General features: G+C 44.8%; 12 protein-coding genes. 9 read left to right on the top strand and 3 right to left on the bottom strand.

Features of this window, described 5'->3' with window-relative positions; genetic code table 11:
* The first annotated feature begins 77 nt into the window (after window positions 1-77).
* Window positions 78-1,169 (top strand): contractile injection system protein, VgrG/Pvc8 family, encoded by a 1,092-nt coding sequence (locus EKN56_RS13565; RefSeq protein WP_185955843.1) that lies wholly within the window; start codon window positions 78-80, stop codon window positions 1,167-1,169.
* A gap of 57 nt (window positions 1,170-1,226) precedes the next feature.
* Window positions 1,227-1,469 carry an ogr/Delta-like zinc finger family protein gene (locus EKN56_RS13560; protein ID WP_130592268.1) on the top strand — a complete coding sequence of 81 codons (243 nt, stop codon included), beginning with the start codon at window positions 1,227-1,229 and terminating at the stop codon, window positions 1,467-1,469.
* 75 nt (window positions 1,470-1,544) lie between these two features.
* Here the strand turns inward: EKN56_RS13560 and EKN56_RS13555 are convergent, their stop codons facing one another.
* A complete protein-coding gene (locus tag EKN56_RS13555; protein ID WP_130592267.1) occupies window positions 1,545-1,928 on the bottom strand; it encodes a hypothetical protein in 384 nt (127 codons plus the stop codon).
* Between the two features lie 683 nt (window positions 1,929-2,611).
* Here EKN56_RS13555 and chiP point away from each other — a divergent pair.
* The 3 genes from chiP to EKN56_RS13540 are packed head-to-tail and all read left to right on the top strand — an operon-like array spanning window position 2,612 to window position 7,093.
* Window positions 2,612-4,006, top strand: a complete 1,395-nt coding sequence (gene chiP / locus EKN56_RS13550; protein WP_130592266.1) for a chitoporin ChiP — start codon at window positions 2,612-2,614, stop codon at window positions 4,004-4,006.
* 56 nt (window positions 4,007-4,062) lie between these two features.
* Complete coding sequence (gene chiQ / locus EKN56_RS13545) at window positions 4,063-4,392, top strand: ChiQ/YbfN family lipoprotein (RefSeq protein WP_130592265.1); 330 nt, start codon at window positions 4,063-4,065, stop codon at window positions 4,390-4,392.
* A 22-nt stretch (window positions 4,393-4,414) separates the two neighbouring features.
* Window positions 4,415-7,093 (top strand): family 20 glycosylhydrolase, encoded by a 2,679-nt coding sequence (locus tag EKN56_RS13540; RefSeq protein ID WP_130592264.1) that lies wholly within the window; start codon window positions 4,415-4,417, stop codon window positions 7,091-7,093.
* Between the two features lie 226 nt (window positions 7,094-7,319).
* Here EKN56_RS13540 and EKN56_RS13535 read toward each other — a convergent pair whose 3' ends face one another.
* Window positions 7,320-7,610 (bottom strand): hypothetical protein, encoded by a 291-nt coding sequence (locus EKN56_RS13535; protein WP_130592263.1) that lies wholly within the window; start codon window positions 7,608-7,610, stop codon window positions 7,320-7,322.
* Between the two features lie 351 nt (window positions 7,611-7,961).
* Between EKN56_RS13535 and acnB the strand changes: the two genes are divergently transcribed.
* Window positions 7,962-10,562 (top strand): bifunctional aconitate hydratase 2/2-methylisocitrate dehydratase, encoded by a 2,601-nt coding sequence (gene acnB / locus EKN56_RS13530; RefSeq protein ID WP_130592262.1) that lies wholly within the window; start codon window positions 7,962-7,964, stop codon window positions 10,560-10,562.
* Window positions 10,563-10,851: 289 nt separating this feature from the next.
* A complete protein-coding gene (locus tag EKN56_RS13525) occupies window positions 10,852-11,214 on the top strand; it encodes a YacL family protein (protein ID WP_130593707.1) in 363 nt (120 codons plus the stop codon).
* On the opposite strand, the gene yddG is transcribed toward EKN56_RS13525, so the two are convergent.
* A complete protein-coding gene (gene yddG, locus EKN56_RS13520; RefSeq protein ID WP_130592261.1) occupies window positions 11,211-12,101 on the bottom strand; it encodes an aromatic amino acid DMT transporter YddG in 891 nt (296 codons plus the stop codon). The genes EKN56_RS13525 and yddG overlap by 4 nt on opposite strands.
* A 628-nt stretch (window positions 12,102-12,729) precedes the next feature.
* Here yddG and EKN56_RS13515 point away from each other — a divergent pair.
* Together EKN56_RS13515 and EKN56_RS13510 are read left to right on the top strand one after the other, a co-directional pair.
* Window positions 12,730-13,359 (top strand): ferredoxin-like protein, encoded by a 630-nt coding sequence (locus EKN56_RS13515; protein WP_130592260.1) that lies wholly within the window; start codon window positions 12,730-12,732, stop codon window positions 13,357-13,359.
* A gap of 54 nt (window positions 13,360-13,413) precedes the next feature.
* Complete coding sequence (locus EKN56_RS13510; RefSeq protein ID WP_130592259.1) at window positions 13,414-15,513, top strand: aldehyde ferredoxin oxidoreductase; 2,100 nt, start codon at window positions 13,414-13,416, stop codon at window positions 15,511-15,513.
* Window positions 15,514-15,530 lie beyond the last annotated feature (17 nt).

The raw sequence follows: 15,530 nt of genomic DNA, 5'->3' as shown, positions 1-15,530 counted from the left end.
TGCCTATAACAACAGATCGACATTGCCCGCGCGCGCGCATGTAGCGACGATGTGACATCATGAACAAGGTGTGACATATGCTGATAGATAATGATTACTCGCCAGCGCCCGCCGTTAAGATTCAGATTGGCGGTAAAGAACTGATCGAATTAAATGATCGCTTAATCTGCCTGACGTTAACTGATAACCGAGGTTTTGAGGCTGATACGCTGGATTTGACGCTGGATGATACTGACGGAAAAGTAGAGTTACCGCCACGCGGTGCAAAAATATCAGTATCACTTGGTTGGAATAATCGTCCGCTAGTTTTTAAAGGTATTTATACGGTTGATGAAGTCGCTCACCAAGGGCCACCTGATCAACTGGTTATTAGTGCTCGTAGTGCAGATTTTAGGGAAACATTTAACGTTAAGCGTGATTATAGCTGGCATGATATTAAAGTTGGTGATGTTGTTGCTGCCATTGCTAGCCGTTATGAACTACAAGCCGGAGTCAGTGAGGAACTGGCAACGGTTGAAATAGATCATGCCGATCAGACCAATGAATCTGATATCAGTTTTCTAACTCGAATGGCTGAAATGCTCGGTGCCGTGGCAACGATAAAGAATGGCATGATTCTTTTTATTTTACCTGGGCAAGGGGTGTCACAAAGTGGTAAACGTCTGCCAATAATTACAATAACCCGTGAGAGTGGCGATAAACATAATTTCAGGATTGCAGATCGAGATGCTTATACGGGCGTCACAGCCTATTGGTTAGATCTCAACTTCGGAAAGCCACAAAAAGTCAGCATTAAACGTAAGAAAAAAACACCGCCACAAAATAAAGAAAAATCCACATCAAAAGAAGGTAACTATCTGGCAGGTGAGGAGGGCAATGTTTATGTAATGCGTAAGACTTATAAAACTGAACAGGCCGCTAACAGAGCCGCTGCCGCTAAGTGGGATGAATTACAGCGTGGTGCCGCCGTATTCTCTATTAACCTTGACCGGGGGCGGGCTGATTTATTTCCCGATCAACCGGCTATAGTCTCAGGGTTTAAATCAGCAATTGATGCAGGTAACTGGACAATAACGCGATGTGTGCACGACGTCGGCGGAAGTGGCTTTACAACATCGTTAGAATTAGAAGTACGGCTGACGGAGTGGGGTACATCTGACGAAGAGTGATTAATGGCTGGTCATATTGTATACTAATACAGTAGCCAGCAAGGGGGAGAAGGAATTATGGCGATCAGATGTCCGCGTTGTCGTGCAGTTGCAAAAACCCGTACCAGTGTTGAACTAAGCCCGATGGTTCGTCGTAGTTATCACCAGTGTCAGAATATGCTTTGTGGATATTGCTTTATATCCATGACATCCATTGAAGGCTCACTTAATGAAACTACTGCCGCACCGGGTGCTAGTGTTCCTAAAGACGTATTTCCTAAAAGTCACATTGGTGAGAGTCAGCTTAATTTAGCCATTTAATTTATGATTACATTGAAAAAGCCCTGATTTTTAAGTCAGGGCTTTTTTATGAGCTGAAATTGATATTATGTAGGTCTACATCTTAACCCATCCCAGCGTTATCATTAATAGCATTGCGTTACTAGCAACGTCCTGATTGGAAAACATTTGAATATTTTTTTGTGGATTAGGATCTTTTTCAAATGCAGCATTGAGCTCTTGCCGTAGCATCACTGCTAGGGGTTCTATATCGTTAATGGATTTAATTTGGTTGCTAATTTTTTTATTGAGAAGATTCTTCTTCCAAACAACACCAATCAAGTCACCACACGTTGCCAGCTTATTTTGTTCAGATGCTTGTTGCCAAGTTATGGCGTTGCTATCGTGGAGGGTGCCACCAACATACCATTCTTGAGCCATGGCGTAAGAACTAAATAAAAAGCTCATAAAAAGTGACAAGATTAATACCATTTTTCTCATGCTACATTCCTTATTTTCAGTTTAGTGAGTGCAACTAAGTTACTTTTTAATAGTTTCCTATTTAGTCGTCAGAGCATAACATTGTGATGATTATGGGGAAATGAAAATAGCCCTGAAAAATCAGGGCTATTAATTGTTGATGGTCAATGTGTGGACATTGAAAGAAATAAATCCTTTTATTTCATATTATTACAGTTAAATATAAAACCGCTTCGGCGGTTTTTTTATGTCGAAAATTTACTGAGTTATTTATTACTACCATCTTTCTATTTTTTCCCTGACGTCTGTATGACTCTTCACCTGATATAACCATTTCTGCCTTATAAATAACACGCTATCATTTTTCGTTATAGAAAATATGTTAAATGATTCGCCAGTTATTTAATTTGAATAATTATCTTTGTGATAACACGCACAGTCGATTTTGTATTCAATGTGTTTTAAATTGAGATATTTATTTATCAATATCAATTAATTATTTTCATTAGTCGGTTTTTTTAACTGTTTGTGCCTTTTTTATCATTTTGTGCCACACGTCATGATTTTAACATTTACTTATAAATTGCGTTGATAATTCGTGTCGCGAAAAATATGCTTGAGCTTACTAAACATTACAAATGCTCATTCAGTGGGGATTCTGAGATGGGCAATATTAACGATGTGATATCTTGGAGACTTTGAGGATGAGCGCAAAAAATAGTTTCAAACGAAAGTATTTAGCATATGTTATCGCAGGAGCCACTCTGGCTTCAGGACAATTCTTTGTCCCTGAAGCGGCGGCTGAAGGTAAAGGTTTTGTTGAAGACTCGAGCCTGACCGGTGGTATTTATTACTGGCAGCGTGAACGCGATCGTAAAGACGTTAGCACCGGTCACTATGAAACTAACCTGTCCCACTCAACCTGGAACGCCAATCTTGATTTCTCCTCTGGTTATGCTGCAGATATGTTTGGTCTGGATGTTGCGGTATTTACTGCAATTGAAATGGGCGAAGCACATGACAGCGGACATCCAAACGAAATTGCCTTCTCTTCAAAGAACCGTACTTATGAAGAAGATTACTCCGGTGATAAGAGCGGAGTCAGTCTGTATAAAGCCGCAGCTAAATTTAAATATGGTCCGGTTTGGGCGCGAGGCGGGTATATCCAGCCAAGTGGTCAAACGCTGTTAGCGCCACACTGGAGTTTGTTGCCAGGTACCTATCAGGGTGCTGAAGCAGGTGCTAACTTTGATTTTGATAAAGCAGGCGCGTTGAGCTTCTCGTATATGTGGGCTAACGAGTATAAAGCGCCATGGCACACCGAAACAGATAATTTCTATCAGAATGATAAAAAGACCAAAGTAGATTATCTGCACTCTATCGGTGCCAAATATGATTTCAAAAATGACTTTGTGTTAGAAGCTGCTTTTGGTCAGGCGCAGGGTTATGTCGATCAGTACTTCGGTAAAGGGTCTTATAAGTTTGATGTGTTAGGTAATCCATTAAGCACCAGCTATCAGTTCTACGGTACCAGAGACAAAGTAACCGGTGGTGGTGTTAACGATATTTATGATGGCTTAGCCTGGACTCAGGCTCTGACGATGGGCTACAAAGCGGGTCAGTTTGATTTCCGTTTAGAAGGTACCTGGGTTAAAGCCGAAGGTAATCAGGGTTACTTCCTGCAACGTATGACCCCAACTTATGCCTCTTCTAACGGTCGTTTAGATATCTGGTGGGATAACCGTTCAGACTTCAACGCCAACGGTGAAAAAGCGGTATTTGCGGGTGTGATGTATGACCTGAGCAAGTGGGACTTAGCGGGATGGGCAGTGGGCGGTTCTTATGCTTATGCATGGGATGCTAAACCAAGCACTAATGATGCTTATGACCAGAGTCAGCGTGTTAAAGAGAGCTCCTATAGTCTGGATGCCTTATATACCGTTCAGGAAGGTCGTGCGAAAGGTACGCTGTTTAAGCTGCACTTTACTCAGTATGACAACCATTCAGATAACCCAAGCTGGAGCAATGGCTACGGCAACATGTTCCAGGACGAACGTGACGTTAAGTTTATGGTTATTGCACCATTCACAATTTTCTAATGCCTTCACCTCAGCCTGATTTTTCAGGCTGAGGTTTTTTTACAGGATTATCCGTCATGAAAAAAGTTCTAGTTGTTATCGCGATGACCGTTGCTTTAGGCGCCTGTGCCCCACAAACCGAAACCGTGCAGGAAGATGTCTCCCTGAGAGATGCCTACAGCGCCTGTATCAACACGTCTAAAAATTCGCCAGAAAAACTTCAAGCCTGCCAGTCAGTGCTGGATGTTTTAAAGAAAGATAAACAGCATAAAGAATTTGCCGAGAAAGAGAGCGTTCGCGTACTGGACTATCAACGTTGCCTGCAGGCAGCTAAAACCGGTAATGGTCAGGCATATGAGAAGCAATGCGATAAGGTCTGGCAAGAAATTCGCGCAAATAATGGTTAATTAAAAATGGAGCAAGATAAGCATGAATAAGTTCAAACTAAGTACCCTTGCAGTCTTAGCCGCCACCTGCGGTTTTGTTGGTAGCGCTAATGCGGACCAAAAAATCGTCGACCAGTTGAGCCATCTTAAAGTTAATTACAAGATTGTTGATAATCTGGCGGCCGAGCACGGCGTAGATTGTAGTGCGCTGGGCGCCGACTGGGCATCTTGTACTAAGCTGACGCTAACACTAACAAACCCTTCAGCAGAAATTAAAGGTAAAGATTGGGCGATCTATTTCCATAGTATTCGTCAGATTCTGCGGGTTGATAACGACCAGTTCAAAATTAGTCTGGTAACCGGTGACTTACATAAGTTAGAACCAACCGATAAGTTCACCTCTTTTCCTGAAAATAAAGCCGTAGAAATTCCAATTATCGCAGAATACTGGCAGATCTTTAGAACTGACGCGATACCGCGTTGGTATGCAACGTCTGAAGGCGCGAAAGCAAAAGTTATCGCCAGCACTGACACAGAAGATTTAAGTAAATTCAGCGAGCCACTGGCTGGTGAAGACTATGGCGATGTATGGAAACGTACTAAAGACGACCATAATATCCTGATGAACACCGCTAACCGTTTTGATAAAAACGCGGATGTAAAAGTTCTGCCTGCTGCGGATCTGCGTGGACAAATCATTCCAACACCAATGGAAGTGAAAGTTCATGAGAAAGATGTGGATCTGAGTAAAGGCATCTCTCTGGAAGCCAAAGATCTGGATAAAACCGCCACCGACGTTGTGCTGAAGCACTTTAAAGCGTTGGGTGTTGCTACCAATGCCTCTGGTTACCCGATAAAAGCGGCAATTTCTGCGGATGCGTTTAAAGGTCCGATGGCAGTTTCAGGCGCCTATGAACTGAAAATCGGTGAGAAAGGGGCTGAAATCACTGCATACGATCAGGCCGGTGTGTTCTATGGTCTGCAATCGATTCTTTCCCTGTTACCTGCTGATGGCGGTAAGAAAATTGCTACGCTGGATGCCAAAGATGCGCCACGTTTTGAATACCGTGCGATCTTCCTTGATGTGGGACGTAACTTCCATACCAAGCCAGCAGTACTGCGCCTGTTAGATCAAATGGCGACCTACAAGTTAAACAAATTCCACTTCCACTTAAGTGATGATGAAGGCTGGCGTATTGAGATCCCTGGGCTGCCAGAGTTGACGGATGTGGGCAGTAAGCGTTGTCACGATCTGGATGAGAAGAGCTGCCTGTTACCTCAGTTAGGTTCAGGTCCGGATAGCAACAATAACGGTAGCGGTCACTTCACTCGTGCCGACTATATCGAGATTGTTAAATATGCTAACGCTCGCCAGATCGAAGTGATCCCTGAAATTGATATGCCGGCTCACGCCCGTGCTGCCATTGTTTCAATGGAAGCGCGTCACGATCGCCTGATGAAAGAAGGTAAAGAGAAAGAGGCAAATGAGTTCCGCCTGCTGGATCCAACCGATACCTCTAATACGACTTCCGTTCAGTTCTATAACCGCATGAGCTACCTGAACCCATGTCTGGATTCATCCAAGCGTTTTGTGGATAAAGTGATTGGTGAAGTTGCTGCGATGCATAAAGAAGCCGGTCAACCAATCGGTACTTGGCACTTCGGCGGTGACGAAGCGAAAAACATTCGTTTAGGCGCGGGTTATCAGGATCTGAATGCAGAGAAGAAAGAAGCATTTAAAGGCACTATCGATCAGAGTAAAGAGGACAAACCTTGGGCTAAATCTCAGGTATGTCAGACGATGATCAAAGAGGGCAAAATTGAAGATTATGAACATCTGCCAAGTCACTTCGCACAAGAAGTCAGCAAACTGGTTAATGCTCACGGCATTGAAAGAATGCAGGCATGGCAGGATGGCCTGAAGGACGCTAAAGATTCTAAAGCGTTTGCTACCAAACGTGTTGGGGTTAACTTCTGGGACACCCTGTACTGGGGCGGTTTTGACTCAGCTAACGACTGGGCAAATAAAGGCTATGAAGTGGTTATCTCTAACCCGGATTATGTCTACCTGGACTTCCCGTATGAAGTGAACCCGCAAGAGAGCGGTTACTACTGGGGCACACGTTTTAGCGATGAGCGTAAGATATTTAGCTTTGCACCAAACAACTTACCGCAAAACGCAGAAACCTCCGTTGACCGTGATGGCAATGCGTTTGCCGCTAAGAGCGATAAAGAGTGGCCGGGAGCTTATGGTATCTCCGGACAACTCTGGAGCGAAGTGGTGCGTACCGATAACCAAATGGAGTACATGATCTATCCTCGTATGATGCCACTGGCAGAACGCGCATGGCACCGTGCTGCATGGGAGATGGATTACCAGAAGGGTAAAGAGTTCAAAGGTGGCGAAACCACATTTGTTGATAAAGCGGCATTGCATAACGACTGGATCCGTTTTGCCAACATCGTTGGTCAGCGTGAACTGGCTAAACTGGATAAAGCCGGTGTTGCTTATCGCTTACCGGTACCGGGTGCAAAAGTGGTTAATGGCAAACTGGAAGCAAACGTTGCGCTACCAGGAGTCATTATCCAATACACCACCGATAACGGTAAGAGCTGGAAACGTTATGATGACAGCGCGAAACCAGAAGTGAAGGGTGATGTGTCTGTTCGCAGCCAGAGCCATGATGGTAAACGCTTCAGTCGTTCCGGAAAGGTTAACTAAGCCGTTTTGTAGTTAATAACGTTCTCTGTTTTGGCCACGGCAGAGAGCGTAAACTTAGTGGCTACTTTCTCATAGGAGTGGTGAACCTCTGGTGCTATCGGTGCCAGAGGTTTTTTTTATTTATAAGCAAATAAATAGAGCAAGCAGAAAACAGCAAAGGGAATGGCAACTGGATTGCACAGGCCTCTATCATTGTGTTTTTTCTGTTTCGATGAGCCCTGACGCTTTAACTCCCTTCATCTTTAAAGCTAAAAAAGAAGAACATGGAAAGCAGGGAGCCAATGGAGATCAACACGATGAACAGATAGTGCAGGCCAAACTCCAGAGAGGAGAGCATTGGATTCCATTCAACTTCCGATTCGACTTCATGTAGTGGCAATTCAACTTCACCAGCAGGATGATAAATATCGGCATTAATATGGTAAAGCGAGAAGCGTGCTATCACCAACAAAATGATAGTGATAACAATAAATAACAGTATGTAATGATAGGGTTTTAAACCCCGTTTGAGGTTCATTCCTGCATCCTTGCTTGAATGATGTAACAAGCTTCAAATATACCCGATTACCCCTGGAAAAACTAATGCTATTTTTTTTGCGAAAATGTAAAAAAAATGTAATAAAATACTATACTCGATGGGGCCGGTTAGGGTAGTTTGGAGCAAGGCGTAATTTGCTTCATAAAGACCATAATGTGCATATAGACTTAGTGTGATTAGATTAACAAATTGCAGGTATATCACTAGGCTAACGGCGTGTGCTGGTGCAATTTATCCGAAGTGAGAATATACCGCTGATTAACAAAATTGTGGTCTTTAACGCTATAAAGTTCACTGCTTAATATAACAATGATAGTGGGGGAAGTCGTCGTGCTAGATGAATACCGTAAACACGTTGCCGAGCGTAGTGCCGAAGGCATTGTGCCAAAACCGTTGAATGCTGAGCAAATGGCCGGTTTGGTGACGTTACTAAAAAATCCACCTGTTGGAGAAGAAGCCTTTCTTCTCGATCTGTTAACTAATCGCGTACCGCCGGGTGTAGATGAAGCCGCTTATGTTAAAGCTGGTTTTTTGGCTGCCATTGTTAAAGGTGAAGCAACATCACCTCTGATTTCACCAGAAAAGGCCATTGAGCTACTGGCTACTATGCAGGGTGGATATAATATCCAGCCGCTGATTGATGCACTGGATGATGAAAAGCTGGCGCCGATTGCGGTAAAAGGCTTATCTCATACCCTATTAATGTTTGATAACTTCTATGATGTTGAAGCAAAAGTTAAAGCAGGAAATAAATACGCTCAACAGATTATGAAGTCCTGGGCAGATGCAGAATGGTTCCTTTCTCGCCCGCCGTTAGCCGATAAGCTAACCATGACCGTTTTTAAAGTCAGTGGTGAAACCAATACCGATGACTTATCACCAGCGCCTGATGCCTGGTCACGTCCTGATATCCCTCTGCACGCGTTGGCGATGCTGAAAAACCCTCGTGACGGTATTGTGCCGGATGAGCCAGGAAAAGTAGGCCCAATCAAAAAACTGGAAGAGCTGAAGCAAAAAGGCTTTCCGCTGGTTTATGTTGGTGACGTAGTGGGCACCGGTTCTTCCCGTAAGTCAGCCACGAACTCCGTTTTATGGTTTATGGGTGATGATATTCCATTTGTACCAAACAAACGGGGCGGCGGTGTGGTGTTAGGCGGCAAGATTGCACCTATTTTCTTTAACACTATGGAAGATGCCGGTGCTCTGCCGGTTGAAGACGTTGATGTTTCTAAACTGAATACCGGTGATGTGATTGATATCTATCCGGTGAAAGGTGAGATTCGTCGCCACGATAACAATGAACTACTGGCAACGTTTACACTGAAAACGGATGTTCTGTTAGATGAAGTGCGTGCCGGTGGTCGTATTCCATTAATTATCGGACGTGGTTTAACCACCAAAGCCAGAGAGTCATTGGGTCTACCACGCAGCGACGTGTTTGTTCAGGCGCAATCCGCTGATGCTTCCAGCAAAGGTTATACTTTGGCACAGAAAATTGTGGGTAAAGCCTGCGGTGTGAAGGGCGTGCGCCCTAAAGAGTACTGTGAGCCGAAGATGACTTCAGTAGGGTCACAAGATACTACCGGTGGTATGACTCGTGATGAGCTGAAAGATTTAGCCTGTCTTGGTTTCTCCGCCGATTTAGTGATGCAGTCATTCTGTCATACCGCTGCTTATCCGAAGCCGGTCGATGTTCAGATGCACCACTCACTGCCTGATTTTATTATGAACCGCGGCGGTGTTTCTCTGCGTCCGGGCGATGGCATCATTCACTCATGGTTAAACCGCATGTTACTGCCGGATACCGTTGGTACCGGTGCTGACTCCCATACCCGATTCCCAATTGGTATTTCCTTCCCTGCGGGTTCAGGCCTGGTAGCCTTTGCTGCGGCAACAGGGGTGATGCCTCTGGATATGCCAGAATCAGTACTGGTGCGCTTCACCGGTAAAATGCAGCCGGGTATTACTCTGCGGGATTTAGTGCATGCGATTCCTTACTATGCCATTCAGCAAGGTATGCTGACCGTAGAGAAACAGGGTAAGAAGAATATCTTCTCTGGTCGTATTCTGGAGATTGAAGGATTACCAGACCTGAAAGCAGAGCAAGCCTTTGAGCTGGCCGACGCCTCAGCAGAACGTTCAGCCGCAGGTTGTACCATCAAGCTAAACAAAGAGCCGGTGGAAGAGTACCTGAGATCAAATATCGTGATGCTGAAGTGGATGATTGCCGAAGGCTATGGCGATGAGCGCACGATTGGTCGTCGTATTGAAGCGATGGAGAGTTGGTTAGCGGATCCTCAACTGCTGGAAGCCGATGCTGATGCAGAATATGCCGCAGTACTGGAAATCGATCTGAACCAAATCAAAGAGCCTATCCTGTGTGCACCAAACGATCCGGACGATGCCCGTCTGCTGTCTGAGGTGACCGGCGACAAGATTGATGAAGTGTTCATCGGTTCATGTATGACCAATATCGGCCACTTCCGTGCTGCCGGTAAGTTACTGGAAAAAGTGAAAGGTAAACTTCCTACCCGCCTGTGGGTTACACCACCAACCAAGATGGATGCAACCCAGTTAAGCGAAGAGGGTTATTACAGCATCTTTGGGCAAAGCGGAGCACGTATTGAAATGCCGGGTTGTTCACTGTGTATGGGTAACCAGGCGCGGGTTAACGAAGGTGCTTCTGTGGTATCCACATCTACACGTAACTTCCCGAACCGCTTAGGTAATGGTGCTAACGTCTATCTGGCCTCCGCCGAGCTGGCAGCAGTCGCTGCACTGCTTGGTCGTTTGCCAACGGTAGAAGAGTATCTTGGCTACATGGCTGAAGTCGATAAAACGGCGGACGACACATACCGCTACCTGAACTTCGACCAGTTAAACGAGTACACCAAAAAAGCCGAAGGCGTAATTTTCCAAACGGCTGTTTGATAGCACTCAGTTCCAAAATAGAACCACGCCTCAGGGCGTGGTTTTTTACATAAAAGGCTTTTCAGAACGCGAATCAAGAAGAGAGGTGCTCCGTAGTGCAAATGGCCTTCCGAGCGAAATGTCTACGAAAGCTGATAACAGTATTTCCCACTGTAATTTATCCCTGACATAGCAATACCCAAAAAAGATCATAGTACGTCACCCCATTCCATGACTATTATAGAGACATCAACCACGGGATTATCCCGTGGCAAAACTAACGGAAATCGCACCGCGACAGGAGCATATTATGGACTATGAACTCAGGCTCGACGTCACTGGTCAAGTCTTTGCTACTTTCTCCATGGGACATGAGGCTATCGGCCACTGGTTAAATGAAGAAGTGAAAGGTAATTTAGCTATGTTGGATGAAGTTGAGCTGGCTATACAGCAGGTTCGTGGCAGTGAGCGGCAGTGGCAAAAAATTGGTCATGAATATACATTGTGGCTGGATGGCGAAGAGGTGATTGTACGTGCCAACCAAATCGATCTGGAAGGTGATGAAATGGAAGATGGTATGTTTTATTACGATGAAGAAAGCCTCTCCTGCTGTGGTGTGGAAGACTTTCTTGAGGCTTTAAAAGGTTATCGCGAATTCATTGCCGGACGTTAACGTTTGGTTATTTTATTCCTGCTGGCTGACCAGCAAAGCAGAGAACCTAAGATAACCATCACTAGTCCGGACCAAAACCCATTACCCGGCCAGGTACTAAGCCATAGGCTGGCAATCAGAATAGAGAACAGCGGCGTAAAGTAGGAGAGCGCGGCTACCAGCGTCATGTTTCCCTGACGCATCGCCATATCCCAGCAGAGATAAGCAACGGCAGTGGTTCCACCCATCAGCAGCAATTCCAGCAGCGTTGCTGTAGTGGGTAGGGTTGTTGGAAGCTCGGAAAAAGCAAATGTCATTCCCCACAGACAGACTGAGGTAGCCAGCAAGAATAGTGGTAAAACGCCTTTTCCCTGACAGTATATTCTTACCAGATTAGAATAAAGCGCCCATGACAACGCCGCAATTAGCGCCAGTAGATAAGCAATAGGGTTCTCCCCTGCATGAGTAATAAACTGCTGAAGGCTGAGTGTACCGCCGCTCACCACCCAAACAACACCGCAAAACGCCAGCAATATTCCCGGCCATAACCACCAGCGGGCTTTTACTTTTAATAGCGGCAGGGCAAACGCCAGAGTCAGGCTTGGCCAAAGGTAATTGATTAATCCAATCTCTAACGTTTGGGCGCGATTGCCAGCCATACCAATCGCCAGAGCGAAGCAGACCATATAAATAACAAACAGTGCACCGCAGCCCCAAAGGTAGGCAAGACGCTGCTCTCTGATTTTTGGCAGGCCAATTACACATAACACCAGCAAGCCACTTACGCTATATATTGCGGCGCCAGCACCAAAAGGGCCTAAGGCTTCTGAGATGCTACGGGTTAACGCTACGCTCATACTCCACAGTAAGATTGCAATCACGCCGCACAGAGTGGCAAGTTTGTTCATATGGTCAGATAGAGTGAAAAAGAGATAATGGGCATGGAGTTTACCACTATCTGGTCTGTTTAGTAGGTCTGGTATTTAATGGGAGCAGATAATTTTATATTTATGTTAACTGAGCTATTTGCCGTTTCCTGAACAATGGCTATTAAACAGTAATTATTATTCATCGTTATATAAATTTATTCATAACGATTAAGTGATAAGAATAAATGAATTTAACATCATTGATGACGGCAAAATATATTGATTTTTACTCTGTATAATCTAATTTTACGCCACTAAAACACCTATTTATTTTTAAATACTTTTCTTGTTCTTTTTAGGTGGCTTAACTTATCGTTATGTTATTCATTTAAATTTTTTAATTACAACGCTTTTATATAATTAAAAAATATATCAAATTACTTTCATCATTCTTTTTTAATTTTTTCAAATGATAATGAAAATCAATAACCTTATTTTTATTATGGTTATTGTTTTTTAATTGATAACGATCACGGATTATTATCATAAAGGGGGTGATTATTAAAACCAGATACCCACTTAGAGGTATTAAATTTCTTTCCGATTTTATAAAAATAATTTTAATAGCGTTGTTATTTAAGCGAGTACGGAAGAGGATGTGAATTAAATGCCTAATAATGCTGAACGCCCATTGTTAGCAATGGGTTTAACACGACTCGAGTTTTTACGTATCTCAGGTAAAGGTCTTACCGGATTGGCAATAGCTCCTTCTCTGTTATCCCTTTTTGGTTGTAAACAAGAGGATGTTGATAACGGTACGGTTGGCTTAATAACAACGCCAAAAGGGGTGCTGGTAACACAAAGAGCACGATGTACCGGTTGTCATCGCTGTGAAACCTCCTGCACTACCTTCAATGACGGCTCCGTTGGTACCTTTTTCTCCCGTATTAAAATCCACCGTCACTACTTCTTTGGTGATAACGGCGTCGGCTCCGGCGGCGGCCTGTTTGGTGATTTAAATTACACAGCGGATACCTGCAGACAGTGTAAAGACCCTCAATGTCTGAAAGTCTGTCCTATTGGCGCTATCTCTTATAACGAAAAAGAGGGCTGTATTGCCGTCGATCATAAACGTTGTATTGGATGCAGTGCCTGCACCACAGCCTGTCCATGGATGATGGCCACCGTAAATACAGAAACCAAGAAATCATCAAAATGTATTTTGTGTGGTGAATGCGCTAATGCCTGCCCGACCGGGGCATTAAAGATCATTGAGTGGAAAGATATCACTGTTTAATCGGCTGCATCCGAAAACAGCTCCTTTTGATTTATGTGCTCTAAGGAAAACATCATGGCTAATGGTTGGATGGGTAACATCTTAAGAATTAACCTCTCTTCAGGAGAGATTAGCGTAGAAGACACCAGCAAATATAAGAAATTTGTTGGTGGCATGGGAATTGGCTACAAAATTATGTATGACGAGGTCCCTGCCGGAACCAAACCCTTTGATGAAGCCAATAAACTGGTGTTTGCCGTCGGTCCTCTTACCGGATCGGGAGCGCCATGTAGTTCCCGCGTCAATATCACCTCTCTTTCTACCTTTACCAAAGGCAATCTGGTCGTTGATGCCCATATGGGGGGCTTTTTCGCTGCGCAGATGAAGTTTGCCGGTTATGACGGAATTATTATTGAGGGCAAAGCCAGCTCCCCGGTATGGATCAATATCAAAGACGATAAAGTCACCATTGAAAAAGCTGATTTCTTGTGGGGTAAAGGCACCAGAGCAACTACCGAAGAGATCTGCCGGATTGCGGGTTCTGAAACCTGCGTTGCGGCTATCGGCCAGGCCGGTGAAAATCTGGTGCCGCTCTCTTGCATGCTGAATAGCCGTAACCACAGCGGTGGTGCGGGTACCGGTGCCATTATGGGCTCGAAGAATTTGAAGGCCATTGCGGTTGAAGGCACCAAAGGAGTCAAGGTAGCTGACCGTCTGGAGATGAAGCGTCTTAACGATTATATGATGACCGAATTAATTGGTGCCAATAACAACCATGTGGTGCCAAGTACACCGCAGGCATGGGCTGAGTATTCATCACCCGGTTCCCGCTGGACTGCACGTAAAGGCTTGTATTGGGGAGCGGCAGAAGGTGGTCCAATTGAAACCGGCGAAATACCACCGGGTAATCAAAACACCGTGGGATTTCGAACCTATAAGTCCGTGTTTGATCTGGGGCCGGCAGCAGAAAAATACACGGTAAAAATGAGCGGCTGTCACTCTTGCCCGATTCGCTGTATGTCCCAGTTGAATATTCCCCGGGTGAAAGATTTTGGCGTACCGACCACCGGGGGTAACACCTGCGTGGCTAACTTTGTTCATACCACCATCTTCCCAAAAGGTCCTAAAGACTTTGACGATAAAGGGGACGGGAGCGTTATTGGCAATCTGGTGGGGCTTAATCTGTTCGATGATTATGGCATCTGGTGTAACTATGGTCAGCTGCATCGTGACTTTACCTATTGCTACACCAAAGGGGTTTTCAAACGGGTTCTACCGGCAGAAGAGTATGCCGAAATTCGCTGGGATCAGTTAGAAGATGGCGATCCTAATTTCATTAAAGACTTCTATCATCGCCTTGCTCACCGCACCGGAGAGCTGAGCCATCTGGCGGACGGATCTTATGCAATTGCTGAACGCTGGAATCTGGGCGAAGAGTATTGGGCTTACGCCAAAAATAAACTGTGGTCTCCGTTTGGTTTTCCGGTTCACCATGCAAATGAGGCTTCAGCACAGGTCGGTGCCATCACCAACTGTATGTTTAACCGTGACTGTATGACCCACACCCATATCAACTTTATTGGCTCAGGTTTGCCGCTCAAGTTACAGCGGGAAGTGGCCGCAGAGCTGTTTGGCTCTGAAGATGCCTATGACGAAACCAAAAACTATACCCCGATTAACCAGGCCAAAATTAAGTATGCCAAGTGGACCTTACTAAAAGTCTGTTTACACAACGCAGTCACCTTATGTAACTGGGTATGGCCAATGACGGTTTCGCCACTGAAGAGCCGTAATTACCGGGGCGATTTAGCGTTGGAAGCCAAATTCTTTCAGGCGATAACCGGTGATGAAACAACACAGGAAAGTCTGGATTTAGCCGCCGAGCGTATTTTCACTCTGCATCGGGCCTATACCGTGAAGCTGATGCAAACCATGGATATGCGTAATGAACACGATCAGATCTGCTCATGGGTGTTTAATAAGGATCCGCAAATCCCGGTATTTACTGAAGGTACTGACAAAATGGACAGGGAAGATATGCATAAAGCATTCACCATGTTCTACACCGAAATGGGTTGGGATCCGGAATTAGGGTGCCCAACGAAAGAGACGTTGCATCGTTTAGGTATGGAAGATGTGGCTACGGATTTGGCTTCACTGAACCTGTTGCCTTAAACCAGAACGGTGGAAAT

Origin of the sequence: Limnobaculum zhutongyuii (assembly GCF_004295645.1) — a bacterium.
Taxonomy (GTDB): Bacteria; Pseudomonadota; Gammaproteobacteria; order Enterobacterales; family Enterobacteriaceae; genus Limnobaculum; species Limnobaculum zhutongyuii.
This window is presented reverse-complemented; position numbering and strand designations above follow the sequence as displayed.